Origin of the sequence: Pseudoalteromonas sp. UBA2102 (assembly GCF_002331165.1) — a bacterium.
GTDB classification, from domain to species: Bacteria; Pseudomonadota; Gammaproteobacteria; order Enterobacterales; family Alteromonadaceae; genus Pseudoalteromonas; species Pseudoalteromonas atlantica.
Genome location: NZ_DCYU01000140.1, coordinates 8,727 through 25,231 on the forward strand (window position 1 = coordinate 8,727; position 16,505 = coordinate 25,231).

The 16,505-nt window shown below is 40.9% G+C and carries 18 protein-coding genes; 10 read left to right on the forward strand and 8 right to left on the reverse strand.

Features of this window, described 5'->3' with window-relative positions; all coding sequences use genetic code 11:
- From alaS to csrA, 3 genes are all read left to right on the forward strand, one after another.
- On the forward strand, nt 1-1,380 hold a 1,380-nt coding region (alaS, locus tag B2R65_RS17940; RefSeq protein ID WP_286744921.1), incomplete at its 5' end, for an alanine--tRNA ligase.
- A gap of 6 nt (nt 1,381-1,386) precedes the next feature.
- Nucleotides 1,387-2,604, forward strand: coding sequence for an aspartate kinase (locus B2R65_RS17945; protein ID WP_024031600.1), 1,218 nt, complete (start codon nt 1,387-1,389; stop codon nt 2,602-2,604).
- Nucleotides 2,605-2,693: 89 nt separating this feature from the next.
- On the forward strand, nt 2,694-2,885 hold the full coding sequence (gene csrA / locus B2R65_RS17950) for a carbon storage regulator CsrA (RefSeq protein ID WP_004587515.1): 192 nt from the start codon (nt 2,694-2,696) through the stop codon (nt 2,883-2,885).
- Between the two features lie 50 nt (nt 2,886-2,935).
- On the opposite strand, the gene B2R65_RS17955 is transcribed toward csrA, so the two are convergent.
- The 3 genes from B2R65_RS17955 to B2R65_RS17965 all read right to left on the reverse strand — a co-directional run bounded on the left by B2R65_RS17955 (nt 2,936) and on the right by B2R65_RS17965 (nt 3,977).
- Complete coding sequence (locus B2R65_RS17955; RefSeq protein ID WP_286744938.1) at nt 2,936-3,403, reverse strand: YcxB family protein; 468 nt, start codon at nt 3,401-3,403, stop codon at nt 2,936-2,938.
- A gap of 156 nt (nt 3,404-3,559) precedes the next feature.
- Complete coding sequence (locus B2R65_RS17960) at nt 3,560-3,751, reverse strand: hypothetical protein (protein WP_004587517.1); 192 nt, start codon at nt 3,749-3,751, stop codon at nt 3,560-3,562.
- A 52-nt stretch (nt 3,752-3,803) separates the two neighbouring features.
- Entirely contained in the window at nt 3,804-3,977 is a 174-nt protein-coding gene (locus B2R65_RS17965) for a DUF1328 domain-containing protein (protein ID WP_002961939.1), read from the reverse strand.
- Between the two features lie 528 nt (nt 3,978-4,505).
- On the opposite strand from B2R65_RS17965, the gene B2R65_RS17970 reads away from it, so the two are divergent.
- From B2R65_RS17970 to B2R65_RS17990, 5 genes are all read left to right on the forward strand, one after another.
- The gene (locus B2R65_RS17970; RefSeq protein WP_024031602.1) at nt 4,506-4,751 is read left to right on the forward strand and encodes an OadG family protein; all 246 of its coding nucleotides are present in this window, start codon (nt 4,506-4,508) and stop codon (nt 4,749-4,751) included.
- Between the two features lie 9 nt (nt 4,752-4,760).
- A complete protein-coding gene (gene oadA / locus B2R65_RS17975; protein WP_096042239.1) occupies nt 4,761-6,539 on the forward strand; it encodes a sodium-extruding oxaloacetate decarboxylase subunit alpha in 1,779 nt (592 codons plus the stop codon).
- Nucleotides 6,540-6,550: 11 nt separating this feature from the next.
- Complete coding sequence (locus tag B2R65_RS17980; protein ID WP_004587520.1) at nt 6,551-7,681, forward strand: sodium ion-translocating decarboxylase subunit beta; 1,131 nt, start codon at nt 6,551-6,553, stop codon at nt 7,679-7,681.
- Nucleotides 7,682-7,819: 138 nt separating this feature from the next.
- Nucleotides 7,820-8,791: an aldo/keto reductase gene (locus tag B2R65_RS17985; protein WP_004587521.1), complete on the forward strand. Its 972-nt coding sequence runs from the start codon at nt 7,820-7,822 to the stop codon at nt 8,789-8,791.
- Nucleotides 8,792-8,804: 13 nt separating this feature from the next.
- Nucleotides 8,805-8,981, forward strand: coding sequence for a hypothetical protein (locus B2R65_RS17990; protein ID WP_167381751.1), 177 nt, complete (start codon nt 8,805-8,807; stop codon nt 8,979-8,981).
- Between the two features lie 76 nt (nt 8,982-9,057).
- On the opposite strand, the gene B2R65_RS17995 is transcribed toward B2R65_RS17990, so the two are convergent.
- Nucleotides 9,058-10,371, reverse strand: a complete 1,314-nt coding sequence (locus B2R65_RS17995; protein WP_004587523.1) for a peptidoglycan DD-metalloendopeptidase family protein — start codon at nt 10,369-10,371, stop codon at nt 9,058-9,060.
- A gap of 379 nt (nt 10,372-10,750) precedes the next feature.
- Between B2R65_RS17995 and tyrS the strand changes: the two genes are divergently transcribed.
- Nucleotides 10,751-11,950: a tyrosine--tRNA ligase gene (tyrS, locus tag B2R65_RS18000; RefSeq protein ID WP_055254812.1), complete on the forward strand. Its 1,200-nt coding sequence runs from the start codon at nt 10,751-10,753 to the stop codon at nt 11,948-11,950.
- A gap of 71 nt (nt 11,951-12,021) precedes the next feature.
- Here the strand turns inward: tyrS and B2R65_RS18005 are convergent, their stop codons facing one another.
- From B2R65_RS18005 to folE2, 4 genes are all read right to left on the reverse strand, one after another.
- On the reverse strand, nt 12,022-12,966 hold the full coding sequence (locus B2R65_RS18005; RefSeq protein WP_256846059.1) for a cobalamin biosynthesis protein CobD/CbiB: 945 nt from the start codon (nt 12,964-12,966) through the stop codon (nt 12,022-12,024).
- The gene (gene mtnN, locus B2R65_RS18010) at nt 12,967-13,674 is read right to left on the reverse strand and encodes a 5'-methylthioadenosine/S-adenosylhomocysteine nucleosidase (protein WP_004587526.1); all 708 of its coding nucleotides are present in this window, start codon (nt 13,672-13,674) and stop codon (nt 12,967-12,969) included.
- A gap of 119 nt (nt 13,675-13,793) precedes the next feature.
- Nucleotides 13,794-14,390 carry a DUF2726 domain-containing protein gene (locus B2R65_RS18015; RefSeq protein ID WP_024031608.1) on the reverse strand — a complete coding sequence of 199 codons (597 nt, stop codon included), beginning with the start codon at nt 14,388-14,390 and terminating at the stop codon, nt 13,794-13,796.
- A gap of 114 nt (nt 14,391-14,504) precedes the next feature.
- A complete protein-coding gene (gene folE2, locus B2R65_RS18020; protein WP_286744966.1) occupies nt 14,505-15,425 on the reverse strand; it encodes a GTP cyclohydrolase FolE2 in 921 nt (306 codons plus the stop codon).
- A 226-nt stretch (nt 15,426-15,651) separates the two neighbouring features.
- On the opposite strand from folE2, the gene B2R65_RS18025 reads away from it, so the two are divergent.
- The coding region (locus B2R65_RS18025) for a PAS domain-containing protein (protein ID WP_286744967.1) at nt 15,652-16,505 on the forward strand (854 nt) is incomplete at its 3' end.

A 16,505-nucleotide genomic window follows, 5' to 3' on the forward strand; every position in this document is an offset into this window, starting at 1 on the left:
CGCCAAATGACAATAGACCATGCAGGCTTTGAAGAGTGCATGGCTGTACAGCGTAAAACAGCGCAGCAAGCTGGTAAATTTGGTGCCGATTACAACGAGCAATTAAAGTCAGAAAAACACACTGAGTTTAAAGGCTACGACAGCACACATCATAGCGCTACAGTAGTAGAAGTGTTTGCAAATGGTGAGTCGGTTTCTATTTTAGAAGATGGCCAACAAGGCATTGTGGTACTTAACCATACGCCATTTTATGCAGAATCTGGTGGCCAAACAGGCGATACCGGTACCATTACTGTTGCAGGTGGCGAGTTTACAGTGACTAACACTACTAAGCTGGGTAATGCGTTTGCGCACCACGGTAGCGTACAAGGGCGCATTGCGGTTAACGATAAAGTAGATGCCACTATTGATGATGCACGCCGTGAACGCATTAAGAAAAATCACACAGCTACGCATATTTTACACGAAGCACTGCGCCAACTATTAGGTGAACACGTAAGCCAAAAAGGCTCGCTGGTTGAGCCTGAGCGTTTACGTTTTGACTTCTCACACTTTGAAGCGGTTACTAAAGACGAGCTACGTGAAATTGAGCGTGTAGTTAACGATGAAATTCGTCGTAACTTTGCCCTAAACACTGAGCTTATGGCGATTGATGACGCTAAAGCAAAAGGGGCAATGGCGCTGTTTGGCGAAAAGTACGACGATGAAGTACGCGTAGTAACCATTGGCGATTACTCAATTGAACTGTGTGGCGGTACGCACGTAGAGCGCGCGGGTGATATTGGCTTATTTAAAATTGTATCTGAAAGCGGTATTGCTGCAGGCGTACGCCGTATTGAAGCTGTAACAGGCGCAGATGCAGTGGCGTATGTAAGCGAGCAAGAAAAACAGCTAAACGATGTAGCGGCGCTGGTAAAAGGTGATAGCGCATCGGTACTTGAAAAAGTAACTGCGCTTCTTGAAAAGTCTAAAGGCCTTGAAAAGCAAATTGCACAGCTTAACGATAAGCTAGCCAGTGCAGCGGGTGCGTCTTTACTTGATTCGATTGTTGAAATTAATGGCGTTAAGCTACTAGTGGCAAACGTTGAAGGAACTGAATCTAAAGCGCTTCGTGGTATGGTTGACGACCTTAAAAACAAGATTGGCTCAGGTGTTATTGCACTGGGTGTTGCCAGCGGCGAAAAAGTAAGCCTAATTGCCGGTGTAACGAAAGATTTAACCGGTAAAATTAAAGCCGGTGAGCTTGTAAACCACATGGCAGGCCAAGTAGGCGGCAAAGGGGGCGGACGTCCAGATATGGCACAAGCGGGTGGTTCACAGCCTGAAAACCTAAACGCCGCGCTTGAAAGCGTGACTGCCTGGGTAAGTGAGAAAGTTTAAGCTTACGTGGCACTTATTGTCCAAAAGTTTGGCGGCACTTCGGTTGGCTCTATTGAGCGAATAGAAGCGGTCGCCGACCTTGTTGTTAAAACTAAGCAGCAAGGTCATCAAGTGGTTGTGGTTCTTTCGGCCATGTCGGGAGAAACCAACCGCTTAATTAACCTCGCCAAGCAAATAGATACTCGCCCGAGTAGCCGAGAATTAGACGTACTTATTAGCACTGGAGAACAGGTTTCTGTTTCGCTCCTTGCTATGGCTATTATAAAACGTGGCCATTCGGCTGTAAGCCTACTAGCCGATCAGGTTAATATTCAAACCGATAACATGTTTGGTAAAGCCCGTATTGAAGAGGTTGCCGCGACGCGTTTAAAGCATGAGCTTGAGCATAATCGGGTTGCGATTATTGCCGGTTTTCAGGGGCGCGATGTAGAGGGCAATATTACAACCCTTGGACGTGGCGGCACCGATACCTCTGCGGTAGAGATAGCCGCGGCAATAAAAGCCGATGAATGTCAGATCTATACCGACGTTGATGGCGTATACACTACTGATCCTCGTGTAGAACCAAACGCACAGCGAATGCGCCATGTAACGTTTGCCGAAATGCTAGAGCTGGCAAGCTTAGGCGCAAAAGTATTGCATATTCGTGCTGTTGAGTCGGCTGGTAATCATAAAATGCCGCTAAGGGTGCTTTCGAGTTTTGAGCCCGATGAAGGAACGCTAATAAGTTTTGAGGAGAGCGATATGCCAACTAAGGTTGTGTCGGGGATTGCGTTTAATCGTGACGAATGCTTGATAAAGGTACATGGCGTACCATACTGTGTTCATTCTCTTACAAAAATTTTGAAACTTTTTGCAGAAAATGGCATCGAAATAGATATGATTAGTCAAGTTAATCATAACTTTGAAAAAATAGACTATGCTTTTACTGTGCATTCAAATGACTATTTGCAAGCACACGATTTACTAACTCAACAACAGGTAAATCTGCAGGCTGATAGCATTTCTAGTGATACAACAGTTGCAAAAGTGTCGGCTGTTGGCATAGGAATGAAGTCTCACAGTGGTGTAGCGCATCAATTTTTTGATGCATTGGCGCAAGAAGGCATACACATAGTTTTAGTATCGACGTCTGAAATCAAGGTATCGGTTTTAATTGACGAGAAGTATTTAGAACTAGCAGTAAGAGCGTTACACTCAGAATTTTTAACAGAAAATGGATAGTTTGGGAGTTTTTACTTACTTTTCAATCAATTTTTCATTAAAATGGTCAAGCGGAATCTTATAATTTATTGGAACATGGGAGCAAGAGAATGCTAATACTAACTCGTAGAGTAGGTGAAACCCTAATGATTGGTGACGAAGTAACTGTTACTGTATTAGGTGTTAAAGGAAATCAAGTTCGAATTGGTGTTAACGCACCTAAAGACGTTTCAGTGCATCGTGAAGAGATTTACATGCGTATACAAGCTGAAAAGTCTAACCCTAATCCGGGCAATGCTTAATCAACACGTATACTTAGCTGAGTAATGCACTTAGCTATACCAAAAGCCACTCACTGAGTGGCTTTTTTGTTTATAAAATCGCGCATTTCATCGGTTAATACACTACTAGAAATATATTGCATACCTTTATTATGGTGCACTAAGTAGCCGTGGTTGGTTTTAATAATATGGGTTATTTCTGCCCACTTAAATGTATGGCTTTTATAGTGGTTTTCGGTGCTAATAGCTTCATCGGTAAATGAAAGAGTAACCGTTGAGCCCGAAGCACGACTAAACATTTGGCGCGTAACCCACCAAGGCCTGCGGTAATAAAAGGCAACGCATTCTAATACACCCAGCATTATTAAAAATGTACCTAGGTAATGATCGTCCATAGCGTAAATACTAATTAAACCTAAGCACACCAGTAATGCCAGCAAAAAATACTTTGGCTTGGCTGCTTTACTATAAGAGTGGGACTCGTCAAAGCATTCGTAGTAGTAGGGTTTATCGAGTGTGTAAGTGGTGGTCAGTGCCATAATTGCTAATAAGTAATAGTTTTCGCTATTTTAACAAGCTAGCGTAAAAATCACACCCGTTAATGTAGGCTATGCATTATAAGAGTTAGAAGCCGCTTTTTATTAGCGCACAAAAAAACGGCTTATTAAAAGCCGTTTTTTACGTTACCAAACAGATTAACAGTTAGTTTCTTCTGCGTTAACGCCTTCTTTTACATTTTCACATGCATCTTCAACAGAGTTTTGCACGTCAGTTACTGCTTCATCAATACGCTCACCTGCTTCTTCTGCGTGGTTGTCTTCACAACCCATCATAAAGAAACCTGCAAATACGGCGATTAGTGCTGCTTTTAAAGTTGTTGAGTTCATAATGTAATTCCTTGTATATGTTGATTGTTTAGTGTTTTAAGTATGTTAGTAGCTACCTGGGCGATTTACCGCGCAGCGCACCTGAAACTAAAGAAATCACTAAAAGTACTAAAAAGATAAAGAATATAATTTTTGCTATACCAGCTGCGGCACCTGCGATACCACCAAAACCTAACACTGCAGCGATTAAAGCAATAACTAAAAATGTAATTGTCCAGCGTAACATTGTTTTCTCCTTGGTTATCAAATTCGTTCGAAAGTAATAATGCCAGTTGCGTGCCAGAGTTTAATTTTATTAATTTTCAATGTGTTATGGTTTTTTGAGCGAAGGTTGTAAATTTAGGATTGGTAAGTTTTACGTTTAACGATGTAACTTATTCACACTATTGTAAAGAGAGTAAAAAAATAAATATTTTTTGCGCGCTGCTTTACTAGCCTTGGTAAGACCAATTTACATTTTAGCCCAAGCTGATTTTTTACCTGCCGTTTAACTTACTATTTTTTATGGTTTTTAAGTTGTTTTGGGTTTAACCATATAACCTTTGCCTATAACGGTTATTTTTATCATCTATATCGAAGCCAATTTAACCCTGTATTAGCTATGTTAACTATTGTGGCTGTATGTTAGTTTAATTTTAATTGGTTTTACCAATTGACAGGTGGTGGACAAAGTTAAAAGTTTTGTTATCATTCGGTGAATAATTATTTAAATAAAGCGGTTTTTTATATCGCTATATAGTGCAGGGGGAGAAAAATGGATATAGGAGCTGTACTCACAACCGCAGGTAGCTTGATGCTGACGGGCATGGTGGGCGTGTTTGTATTTCTTTCAATATTGATTGGTGCTGTGTCACTCATGTCTAACTTGGTTGCTCGTTTTGACGAGGCTGAAGTTGCAATACCGGTTAAATCACCATCTTTAAAATCTCAAGGTGTGCCAAACGAGCACATCGCTGCTATTAGTGCTGCCATTGCTCAGTACAAATCAAATAATAAATAAGAGGCACACATGGCTAAATTAAAATTAACAGAACTTGTTTTACGCGATGCTCATCAGTCTTTACTTGCAACCCGTATGCGCTTAGATGACATGCTACCTATTGCTAGCAAACTTGATGATGCCGGTTATTGGTCTATTGAGTCGTGGGGCGGCGCTACGTTTGATTCGTGTATTCGTTATTTAGGTGAAGATCCGTGGGAGCGTATTCGTGCCCTTAAAAAAGCAATGCCCAATACTAAACAGCAAATGTTATTGCGCGGGCAAAATTTATTGGGTTACCGCCACTATGCCGATGACGTGGTAGAAAAGTTTGTAGAGCGTGCCCACAAAAATGGTGTAGATGTATTTCGTATTTTTGACGCCATGAACGATGTACGTAACTTAGAAACGGCAATTAAAGCGGCTGTAAAAGTAGGAGCACACGCACAAGGTACTATTTCTTATACTGTAAGCCCTGTGCATACCCTTGATATGTGGTTAACCCTTGCAAAACAGCTAGAGGATTTAGGTTGTCACTCTATTTGTATTAAAGATATGGCAGGCTTATTAAAACCATACGATGCAGAGCAACTTATTAAAGGGCTAAAAGAAACCGTTTCTATCCCTATTGCTATGCAGTGCCATGCAACCACAGGTTTAAGTACTGCTACATATCAAAAAGCCATTGATGCAGGCATTGATATGCTTGATACCGCTATTTCTTCAATGAGTATGACTTACGGTCATTCAGCTACAGAAACCATTGTAGCGATTGTTGAAGGAACGCCCCGCGATACCGAATTAGATTTAAACCAGCTAGAAGAAATAGCGGCTTACTTTAGAGATGTGCGTAAAAAGTACGCTGCCTTTGAGGGGAGCCTTAAAGGTGTTGATGGCCGTATTTTACTCGCGCAAGTACCTGGTGGCATGTTAACCAACATGGAAAACCAACTGAAAGAGCAAGGCGCAGCAGATAAGCTAAATGAAGTATTACTTGAGATCCCACGCGTGCGTGAAGATTTAGGTTTTATTCCGCTAGTTACTCCAACATCGCAAATTGTAGGCACACAAGCAGTACTAAATGTGCTTACGGGTGAGCGTTATAAAACAATTACCAAAGAAACCGCCGGTGTTTTAAAAGGCGAGTATGGTTTAACACCAGCACCTATGAATAAAGAGCTGCAAGAGCGAGTGCTTGATGGCAGCGAGGTTATTACCTGTCGTCCTGCAGATAATATAGCCCCAGAGCTTGCATCGCTTGAAGCAGAGCTGCAAAAAGAAGCGCAAGAACAAGGTTTAACACTTGCTGATGAGCAAATAGATGATGTGCTTACCTATGCATTATTCCCACAGGTTGGCCTTAAATTTATTAAAAATCGCAACAACCCAGATGCCTTTGAAGCAGTGCCAAGTGCTGATGATGCAAACACTAAGCCTGCAACAAAACCTGCAAATAACAAAGGTGTTAGCGCTGAGCAATACAGCGTTAAAGTTGACGGTAAAGTTTACGATGTAGTGGTTGCGCAAGGTGGCGAACTTAAAGAGGTAACGCTAAAAGATTCAGAGCACTTACCACAATCAGCATCGGTTGCATCAGGTGAAACACTGAATGCGCCACTGGCAGGTAATATTTTTAAAGTAAAAGTAAAAGCAGGCCAAGCCGTAAACGAAGGCGATGTGGTTGTTATTATGGAAGCGATGAAAATGGAAACCGAGGTTCGTGCAATGCACTCAGGTACTGTGGCTGAGGTCTTAGTGTCTGAAGGTGATGCTGTGACAACGGGCGATGCAATTATAGCGATGGCGTAGGAGTAGCTTTAATGGAAGGTCTTTTAAACCTTTGGCATGCTACCGGCATTGCTAACTTTACGTTTCCTGGCTTAATAATGATTGCGGTAGGGTGTTTGTTGTTGTTTTTAGCCATTGCTAAAAACTTTGAACCCCTATTACTGCTGCCGATTGGCTTTGGTGCAATACTGACTAATATTCCGGTTGCTGGGCTTTCTGACCCAGGTGGTTTGCTTTATTACGTGTATTACGTAGGTATTGATACGGGGATCTTCCCTTTATTAATTTTTATGGGAGTAGGGGCGCTGACTGATTTTAGTGCGCTTATTGCCAACCCGCGTATGTTGTTACTGGGTGCAGCCGCGCAGTTTGGTATTTTTGCCACCTTGTTTGGGGCAATTTTATTAAACTATGTACCTGGCTTTGAATTTAGCTTACAAGATGCCTCAGCCATTGCCATTATTGGTGGTGCCGATGGCCCTACAGCCATATTTTTAGCATCTAAGCTTGCCCCTGATTTACTAGGTGCCATTGCGGTTGCTGCTTATTCTTACATGGCGTTAGTGCCAATTATTCAGCCGCCTATTATGCGCGCATTAACTACACCTGATGAGCGTGCTATTAAAATGCCAGAGCTGCGCAAAGTATCTAAAAAAGAGAAAATAGTATTTCCTTTAATGGTACTGAGCTTAACCGCTATGTTTTTACCAGCGGCTATTCCCCTGGTAGGTATGTTCTGTTTAGGTAATTTAATGCGTGAGTCTGGTGTTGTAGATAGGCTTAGTAACAGTGCCCAAAACGAAATTATTAATATAACCACGATATTTTTAGGTTTGGCAGTGGGCTCTAAACTAGCGGCCGATCAGTTTTTAACTGTAGAAACTATTGGTATTTTGGTGCTCGGTGCGTTGGCATTTGCTATTGGTACAGCGTCGGGTGTGTTTATGGCAAAAGGCCTTAACAAGCTTTCTAAAACACCTATTAACCCTTTAATTGGTGCTGCGGGTGTATCGGCAGTACCGATGGCGGCGCGTGTAGTTAATAAAGTTGGGCTTGAGAATAACCCACATAACTTTTTACTTATGCATGCTATGGGGCCAAACGTAGCTGGGGTGCTAGGAAGTGCCGTAGCCGCAGGTATATTACTGGCGCTTGTTGGCTAGTATTTAGGATTTAATCCAACCGATTAGCGCAGTTTACTGCGCTTTTTTTATGCCTATAAAACTGCACGTATTAAAGTTTGTTTGCAGACGTGTTTTTGTTTACAGTGAGGGCTATGCACACTAATAAGGATAGTCATCATGCTTCACACCCCTTTGGCAAAATATTTACCTCATGTTAGTAGACTCGTTTTTGGCTGTATGGGCCTAGGCGGCGGTTGGAATAAAGACGCCATTACTAAGGCTCACTTAAAGCAAACTCACGAGTGTATTGATGCAGCCATAGCTGGCGGCATTAACTTTTTTGATCACGCCGATATTTATACCTTTGGCAAAGCCGAGCAGGTATTTGGCCAAGCACTAGCTGAGCGACCAGAGCTGCGCGAGCACATGTATATTCAATCTAAATGCGGTATACGCTTTGAAGATGATAAAGGCCCTAAGCGTTACGATTTTTCGGCCAAGTGGATTGAAGAGTCAGTTGAAGGTTCACTTAAACGTTTAAACACCGATTACCTTGATGTGCTTATGCTTCATCGCCCTGATCCGCTAATGGAAGTAGAAGAAATTGCACAAGTATTTAGCTGCCTTCAAGAAAGCGGTAAAGTACGTAATTTTGCCGTATCGAACATGCAGCAGCACCAAATGAACTTTTTACAACATGCCTTAGATATGCCTATTGTTGCTAACCAAATTGAAGCAAGTTTACAAAAACACCAATTTGTTGATGAAGGCGTTTATGCAGGTAATGCAGATGGAAAAGATCTTAACTTTACACCGGGCAGTGTAGAGTATTGCCGCCACTTTGATATTCAAATACAAAGCTGGGGAAGTTTATGCCAAGGGCTATACACAGGGGGCGATTTAACAAATGCATCGCAAGCCGATATAAATACCAGCATACTCGTAAATAAGCTTGCTGCACTTTACGATACAACACCTGAGGCAATTGTTTTAGCTTGGTTATTACGCCACCCTGCATTAATACAGCCAATTATTGGCACAACGAACGTTGAGCGTATTGCGGCGTCATGCGGTGCGCTAAATGTTACGTTAAGTCGCGAACATTGGTATGCATTGTATGTAAGCGCCAAAGGCCATGAATTACCATAATTAAGGTTTAGGAATGAATATATTTGTTATTTTAATTTGCTTGTTTGTCGCCTTAGTAGTGCTGATACCTTTGCTTGAAAAGTACCAAGGTAAAATGGGGTTGGATGGCGCAACCAAATACAGCAAATATATTTGGCCGCTGGTTATGGTTTCTTTAGTCGTACAGCTAATTTATGTATTAATGAACTAATAAATTAATAAAAAACACAAAAAAGCCTTTGTAGGTTAACCCTACAAAGGCTTTTTTAGTATCTATAACTTATACGTTACTTAAGAGCTAGCTGTAATTCGCGATTGCGTTCAAGCTGTGCAATAAAGTTTTCGGCAATAGGTTTAAACTTAGCAAGTTCAGAGCGTGGTAATGGCTCAGACTTAGGTAACTTAACGGTTTTAGGATTACGGTGTACACCATTTACTAAAAATTCGTAGTGTAGGTGCGCGCCTGTTACACGGCCGGTAGAACCCACAGTACCAATTTTGTCACCTTGTTTAACCTTTTGGCCTGTTTTAACAAGCTTTTTGTTAAGGTGTAAGTACTTAGTTACGTACTGTGTGCCATGGCTTATAAATACGTAGTTACCATTGTACTTACTGTAACCTGCTTTAATTACTTTACCGTTACCCGAAGCTACAACCGGTGTGCCTGTACGTGCTGCGTAATCAATACCACGGTGCGCTCTTACTTGCCCTGTTACTGGGTGTAAGCGACGTGGGTTAAAGCTCGAGCTAATATACTTAAAGTTTACCGGCGCACGTAAAAATGCTTTTTTCATGCTGCGCCCTTCAGGCGTATAAAAGCTGCCGTCGGTATGGCGAATAGCCGCATAACGCTGGCCTTGGTTTATAAATTCTGCCGCAATAATTTTACCAGTGCCAATAAACTCGCCATCAACATAATGCGACTCGTAAATTAGCCCAAACTGATCGCCCTTACGAATATCGTTGGCAAAATCCACATCCCAACCAAATATATCAGCAAAGTTCATTATTTGGCGCTCGCTTAAGCCTGCAGCAATTGCTGAGGTCCAAAAGCTGCTAGAAATTTCGCCACCGGCTGTTTTGCTCAGTGTTTCTATTTCTTTGCTATCTATTGATGTGTCGTAATTACCTTCGTCATTTAAGGTAACAAACAAAGTATCTGTTTTTGAAATAACATAACGAAGCTGAGCTAAATCACCGTTTTCTGCTGTTGCAAAACTAAGTATTTCACCTGGGTGAATTTTAGTTAGTTTGCGTGTTTCAGCATTGGTGTTAATTAGCTTGTGAAGCGTTTGCGCTGAAAAGCCAGCACGCTTGAAGATAATTGCTAAATTATCGCCGTTTTTAACTTGATGATCGACTAAGTCGTATTCTGGCAGCTTTTCTGCTGCTTCTGGCGAATTTAATTCAGTTAATTTTTCGTTGTCTTCAACTTTAACTTGTAACTCGTAACGCTTACCAATTTCTAGTGCATTTGCACTATTGTCTTTGGATGCAGTCGCTTTTTCTGAAGGAAGAAAGGCTAAGCCAACAATAGCAGAAACCAAACCTAGAATAAGCAATTTGTGTTTTTTGGGAAGCGTGTTAACCACGTGAACCATAACGTGCCTTTTCTGCTGTCGTGAAAATAAAATATATATTAATGCAGGATATACGTAATAAGGTACGAATACTAGTAAATAAAGCTAAAAGCCCCGCAAATGTTAGTAAAATGACAATTTATAGTTGTTTAAGTTTATCGATTTAAACTGATTCTAAAGTACGCTAAAATCGGCGTTTAAACACCATTTCTAATTGCCTAACACAGTGAGACTAAGCTTATTGAGTTTAGTTGCATTATTCGCATAAAAAATTGTTTTAATTAGGTAGAAATTTGTTATGTTAGCAACATAAGTGCTTTTGGTTTAAATCTGTTTTAAACCCTTATGTAGCAAGTCATCTAGTTGCCCCTTCGTTGGCAGAATTTTGGAGTAATACACAGTGGATTTACAAACCGCTCTAGCAGAGATAAAACGCGGTGCAGAAGAGATATTAATTGAAGACGAATTAGTTGAAAAACTAAAGTCGGGCAAAAAGTTAAAAATTAAAGCCGGTTTCGATCCTACCGCGCCAGACCTACATTTAGGTCACACTGTACTAATTAATAAAATGAAAACCTTTCAAGATTTAGGTCATGAGGTTATTTTCTTAATTGGTGACTTTACCGGCATGATTGGCGATCCAACAGGCAAAAATGTAACACGTAAACCACTGACCCGTGAAGATGTACTTGCCAATGCTGAGACTTATAAAGAGCAAGTTTTTAAGATTTTAGACCCAGCTAAAACCACCGTTGCCTTTAACTCTTCATGGATGGAAAACCTCGGTGCCGCAGGTATGATCAAACTTGCAGCTAATCAAACTGTAGCGCGTATGCTAGAGCGTGACGACTTTAAAAAGCGTTACGGCAACGGCCAACCCATTGCAATTCACGAATTTTTATATCCACTTGTACAAGGTTGGGATTCGGTTGCACTTGAGTCAGACGTAGAGCTTGGTGGTACTGATCAGCGCTTTAACCTTTTAATGGGTCGCGAGCTTCAAAAAGTAGAAGGTCAAAAGCCTCAAACAGTATTAATGATGCCATTGCTTGAAGGCACTGACGGCGTTCAAAAAATGTCTAAGTCGCTTGGTAATTACATTGGTATTACTGATGCGCCAAACGATATGTTTGGTAAAGTAATGTCGATTAGCGACGTGCTTATGTGGCGCTACTACGACTTACTAAGCAGCTTATCAATCGAAGAAATTGCAGCGCAAAAACAACGCGTAGAGCAGGGCACTAACCCGCGTGATATTAAGATTGAGCTGGCGAAAGAGTTAATTGCACGTTTTCACAGTGAAGAAGCTGCGCAAGCCGCACACGATGACTTTATCAAACGTTTTCAGAAAAAAGCGCTACCTGATGAAATCCCTGAGCTGACAATTACGATTGCAGAAGAAGGTATTTTAATTGCTAACTTACTTAAAGAAGCTAATTTAGTAGCCAGTACTTCTGAAGCAATGCGCATGATTAAGCAAGGTGCAGTAAAACTTAACGGTGAAGATAAAATCACTGATACAAAACTTGAAGTAGCAAAAGGCACGACCGCTATTTACCAAGTAGGTAAACGTAAGTTTGCCAACATTACTGTAGCGTAAGCGCAGTTAAAACTAAAAAAACCAGCTTAGGCTGGTTTTTTTGTGCGCGTATTTTGGCTGCTAAAAAACCACTAAATCAGCTTTAATATCTCAATACTGATAATAACTAACAGCCAAAATGCACGCGCTTGATTTAATCTATTTATGATCACAGGGACGTCTTCGGCTTTTGGGAGTCGCTCGGTACCAATTCGCATTTTATTAAAACGCTTACCAAAATAAACCGCAGGGCCGCCTAGCTGTACGCCAATAGAGGCGGAGCACACACTTAAAATCCACCCTGTATTTGTTTGATAAAAGTGTCTGCCATAGTGCTTTATGTAATGCATACTTTGTTTACTGGCTTTGCTTGCGGCAATGGTTAATGCAAGTAAGCGTACGGGGATAAATTCGATTATAAACAAAAGTAGTTTAAGCGGTTTTAAAAAGTGGCTATTAGGTGAAATATCGGTGCGCCAAGCATGCTGCATTAAAGTCAGTAGCCGATACGCTAAAGCGGCAATTGGCCCAAGTAATAAAAATATAAATATAACGGTAAAGTAATTACGGGCAGTTCGTAAAATTAAGCTTTCAATTAAGGCTTTGATAATACCAGGCGCTGAGAGCTTATTGACCTCTCGGGCAAGCAGTGGCTTTACGAGTTCACGCGCGGTAGATTTTTGGTTTTGTTTTACTAACTTTGCAACACGCAGGGCTTTTTTTTCAATCGCTTTGCTTTCTAGGCACAAATATAAAATGAGGCCCGCGAGCAGCTCAGGATAAAAGGCAAATTCAAGCAGTAACACAATAATAATAAGAATAACGCTTAAAACTAGCGCACAGGCAAGAGTGGATGCTAAATAAAGGTAACTTTTAGGCTCACTTGGTTTATAAACCCGTTTTCCTATAGCACTAAATACAGCGGTTAATACTGTATTAGGGTGATACCAGCTTTTTAACGGGAAAAAGCGCTCAGCAATGAGCGCCACAAAAAAGGCAATAAAGTCCAAATGGTTTTGAACAATATTGCTTAGCATTTACAGCGTAACTTTTGTTAGTTTTTCCAATAGTGCAACAACCATTTTTGATGAATTGATTGATGCAGTCTCTAAGTATTCTTCAAACGATTGCGGCGACTCTTTACCGGCAATGTCAGACATAGAGCGAATAACCACAAATGGCGTATTAAGCGCAAAACACGTTTGTGCAATAGATGCGCCTTCCATTTCTACTGCAAGCATTGTAGGAAAGTCGCTACGTGCTTTATCAATTCGCACTGGATCACACATAAATGAATCACCCGTACAAATTAAGCCTACTAAGGTTTTTACTTCGCTAATTTGCGCAATGGTTTGCTCGGCAGCTTCAACTAGTTTTGGGTGTGCGGCAAAGCCTGCTGGCATTTGTGGAACTTGGCCGATTTCGTAGCCAAAAGCGGTTACATCTACATCGTGATGGCGTACTTCTGAAGAGATAACAACATCGCCAACACTTAGAGAGGGATCAAAGCCACCGGCAGAACCTGTGTTAATAACACAATCAGGATTAAAGTTATCAATTAATAACGTGGTTGCAATCGTTGATGCCACTTTACCAATACCCGATTGCACAAGTGTTACTGTATTACCTGCTAATTCGCCTGTGTAAAAGGTAAACCCTGCTTTTGTTAGCACTTGTGGGTTTTGCATTGCTTCACGTAAAATTTTAACTTCTGGCTCCATTGCGCCAATAATACCAACATTCATAGTGTTTGATTCCTGAGTTTGAATACGTAGATTATACGTGAAGTTAGCAATAAAAAACAAAAAAGCGAGCTGTTTTACGGCTCGCTTTAAATACTTTTAGGAGAGTATTTAATTCTATTTTAAATTTCGGCTAACGCAGTGGTTTGCGCTTTAGCCTGAGAAGGTGACAATACCGCAGGTTTACTTACACGATTACGTGTTGGACGAGCCGATTGCACCGCTGCAGGTTTGCCTAATTTAAACATAATTGCATCGCGCACCTCTGAAGGGCGGTAGCCTGATTTTACTTTCATACGAATATGTGGAATGCCAGCAGATTCTAAAGCGCCGTTTACAAACCAGTCGCGCTGCGCTTTGTGGCCATCTTTATTGGCGTTGTTAACTAAATCGACCGCAGCCACTATCGTCATTTTCTCTTTATCTACCAGCACAAAATCGAGTTGCTTATTTTTAGCTTTAGCTAAAGCTGCACGTTTTGATTTAGCAGAGAGGCCTTGCTTGCAGTCGATTACATCGATGAGTTTGACGCGGCTCACAATTTTGTATTGATCGCCTACCGCACGCTCTAAAAGATTTAAAAATGCACCCTCAACCTGTGTAAACACAGTTTGTTTGCGGGTAAAAGGATAGGGATTGCCGCCATCATCACTAAATTTTGACGCAACCACAGAGGCCCCAACCACTAATACTAAAATTGATAATAAAGCGAATTCCATACGGTAACTCCATAACAACAAATTGACACTGCTTAAATAAAGCAATTTACGTGCCTAAAAATTGGTTGTTATAGCTAATTACCGTATGTATTTATTATTAATGCAGCAGGGCTGTTAGGCTTTGTAACCGCCCTCAATTCCTTTAACGGCAATCGCGACTGCATCATGCGCATGGAGTGATTCGTAATGATTAATTTGCAGCCAGTAATCACTAAAGTTATCGTTTTCAAAAACCGCTTTAATTTTACGTGCAGCGTCTTCACAAAACATTAAATTTTGACCGTTAAGGCGGGCAAATTCTTGCTCATCTTCACGTTTTACTGCCGCTTGTACGGGGGTTTTTAGTTCAGCTTCTAATGTATCAATTAAATTTACTACGTCAAATTCACTAATCGTGTTATCTAGTTTTACTTTAACGTTTGCAATTGAACGCTGTGAGTGAGGCGTTGCCACAATACCCTGCGTTGTACCTAGCCATGCTAAAACATCTTTTTGATTAAGTGTTTCTTGGTTAAACTTTTCGCTAAAAGCATTTTGAATAAGTTGGCGAGCAAGTGCTGCAGAGCATGGACAGGTTGATGAATAAGTAACATCAACGCTTAGCTCGTAGCTAATTACGCTATTTTCAATAGTGCTGGTTAGGGTAATTGGGTAGCTTTTCCAACCTGCTTTACCGCTTAACAACGATTTACGACGCAGCGGTAATTCAAATTTAAACTCTATTTGAGCTTTGTCACTTAATCCTTCGTGGCTGGTGATAAAGGTATCGAGTGCTTGAGCTAAAGTTTGTGGGTTAACTTGTTGCTCTGTTGAGAGTAAATCAAGCGCTAAAAATAAACGCGACATATGAATGCCTTTAGCGTCTTCTTTATGCAAATTAACAAAGGCACGCGCTTTTGCGTTAACGGTAACGGGTGCTAAATCTTTCGATTCAAAAATAAATGGCAGTTCTATTTCGCCCATACCAACCCAGTCTAACTTACCTGTTTGTAAGGCGGGAGCCGTATCAGCTATATCGGGCATGTTGGTTTGCATGTGCGCTACTCGTTATTGGTCATAATAAAGCGCAGCATTTTACACTAAATAATTTATTGCTGAAATGATGAGTTTAACAAGTAGGCAAAAGTAAACATGAAAATTTTCTGTTTTTGTCGCACAACATGAATATAGCTAATAGAAAAATGCTAAAATCTGCTGCAAAATGCGTTTGACTATTAATAGGCACTTTTTATTTGTGCCTAGTAACGAGATACACTGACCTATGACCGATTCTTCTTTGAGCCCTTGGGCTCGAGTACTTTCTAGTTTAATAACTCGCTTTGGTGAGTTAAAAACCGCGGCAATGTGCTACGCGCTTTTATTAGGCGTGTCGCTTATATTGTCGAGTATGTTTTATTATGTGGCACTGGGTGAGGTTAATTTAGTTGATATTTTAGCTGTGGTATTTTTTACCGCGGTTGTATCTCCTTTTATGATCAGTATTTTACTCAACTCGATTAGACAATTAGATGCCTCATACGCTTATTTAGACAGCGCCACAAAACAAGAAAAGCTGTTAAATCAAACATTAAAAGATAATATCAACCGCCTCAACATTGAAATAGATGAGCGAAAAATGGCTTTTCATGCCAAGCATCGCGCCATTGAAGAGCTTCGCCGCGAAATAGCAGAGCGTAAAAAAACACAACAAGAACTTGCTCAGCAAGGCATGCTCCTTCGCTCTATTGTCGACTCTTCCCCCGATTTATTTTATTACCGAGATAACAACGGCGTGTTTGCCGGCTGTAATAAAATGTTTGAAGAGGTTATGGGCAAAACCAGTGCAGAATTAATTGGTAAAACAGTTGAGCAAATTTTCCCGAGCTACTTTTTAGCAGAAGTACTCAGAACCGATAAACAAGTAGAGCAAACGCATCAAGCGCTGACAATTGATGTTGAATATATGGTTAATGGTGAAAACCGTTGGTTTGAGCTGCGTAAATTACCGTTTATAAACGATCAAGGTGACTACATAGGTTTGCTTGCATTTGGCCGTGATATAACCAGCCGTAAAGAAGCAGCACAAGCGCTTGAAACAGCCTATAAGGATAAAGGTAAGTTTATAGCAACGCTTAG

Bases quoted from the DNA above. Each gene is read 5' to 3' on its own strand.
- oadA (WP_096042239.1), top strand. From the start codon at position 4,761: ATGGCTAAATTAAAATTAACAGAACTTGTTTTACGCGATGCTCATCAG.
- B2R65_RS17995 (WP_004587523.1), bottom strand. From the start codon at position 10,371: ATGGTTCACGTGGTTAACACGCTTCCCAAAAAACACAAATTGCTTATT.
- B2R65_RS17985 (WP_004587521.1), top strand. From the start codon at position 7,820: ATGCTTCACACCCCTTTGGCAAAATATTTACCTCATGTTAGTAGACTC.
- mtnN (WP_004587526.1), bottom strand. From the start codon at position 13,674: ATGAATGTTGGTATTATTGGCGCAATGGAGCCAGAAGTTAAAATTTTA.
- B2R65_RS17980 (WP_004587520.1), top strand. From the start codon at position 6,551: ATGGAAGGTCTTTTAAACCTTTGGCATGCTACCGGCATTGCTAACTTT.
- B2R65_RS17970 (WP_024031602.1), top strand. From the start codon at position 4,506: ATGGATATAGGAGCTGTACTCACAACCGCAGGTAGCTTGATGCTGACG.
- B2R65_RS17965 (WP_002961939.1), bottom strand. From the start codon at position 3,977: ATGTTACGCTGGACAATTACATTTTTAGTTATTGCTTTAATCGCTGCA.
- csrA (WP_004587515.1), top strand. From the start codon at position 2,694: ATGCTAATACTAACTCGTAGAGTAGGTGAAACCCTAATGATTGGTGAC.
- B2R65_RS18005 (WP_256846059.1), bottom strand. From the start codon at position 12,966: ATGCTAAGCAATATTGTTCAAAACCATTTGGACTTTATTGCCTTTTTT.
- B2R65_RS17955 (WP_286744938.1), bottom strand. From the start codon at position 3,403: ATGGCACTGACCACCACTTACACACTCGATAAACCCTACTACTACGAA.
- folE2 (WP_286744966.1), bottom strand. From the start codon at position 15,425: ATGCAAACCAACATGCCCGATATAGCTGATACGGCTCCCGCCTTACAA.
- B2R65_RS17990 (WP_167381751.1), top strand. From the start codon at position 8,805: ATGAATATATTTGTTATTTTAATTTGCTTGTTTGTCGCCTTAGTAGTG.
- B2R65_RS17960 (WP_004587517.1), bottom strand. From the start codon at position 3,751: ATGAACTCAACAACTTTAAAAGCAGCACTAATCGCCGTATTTGCAGGT.
- B2R65_RS18015 (WP_024031608.1), bottom strand. From the start codon at position 14,390: ATGGAATTCGCTTTATTATCAATTTTAGTATTAGTGGTTGGGGCCTCT.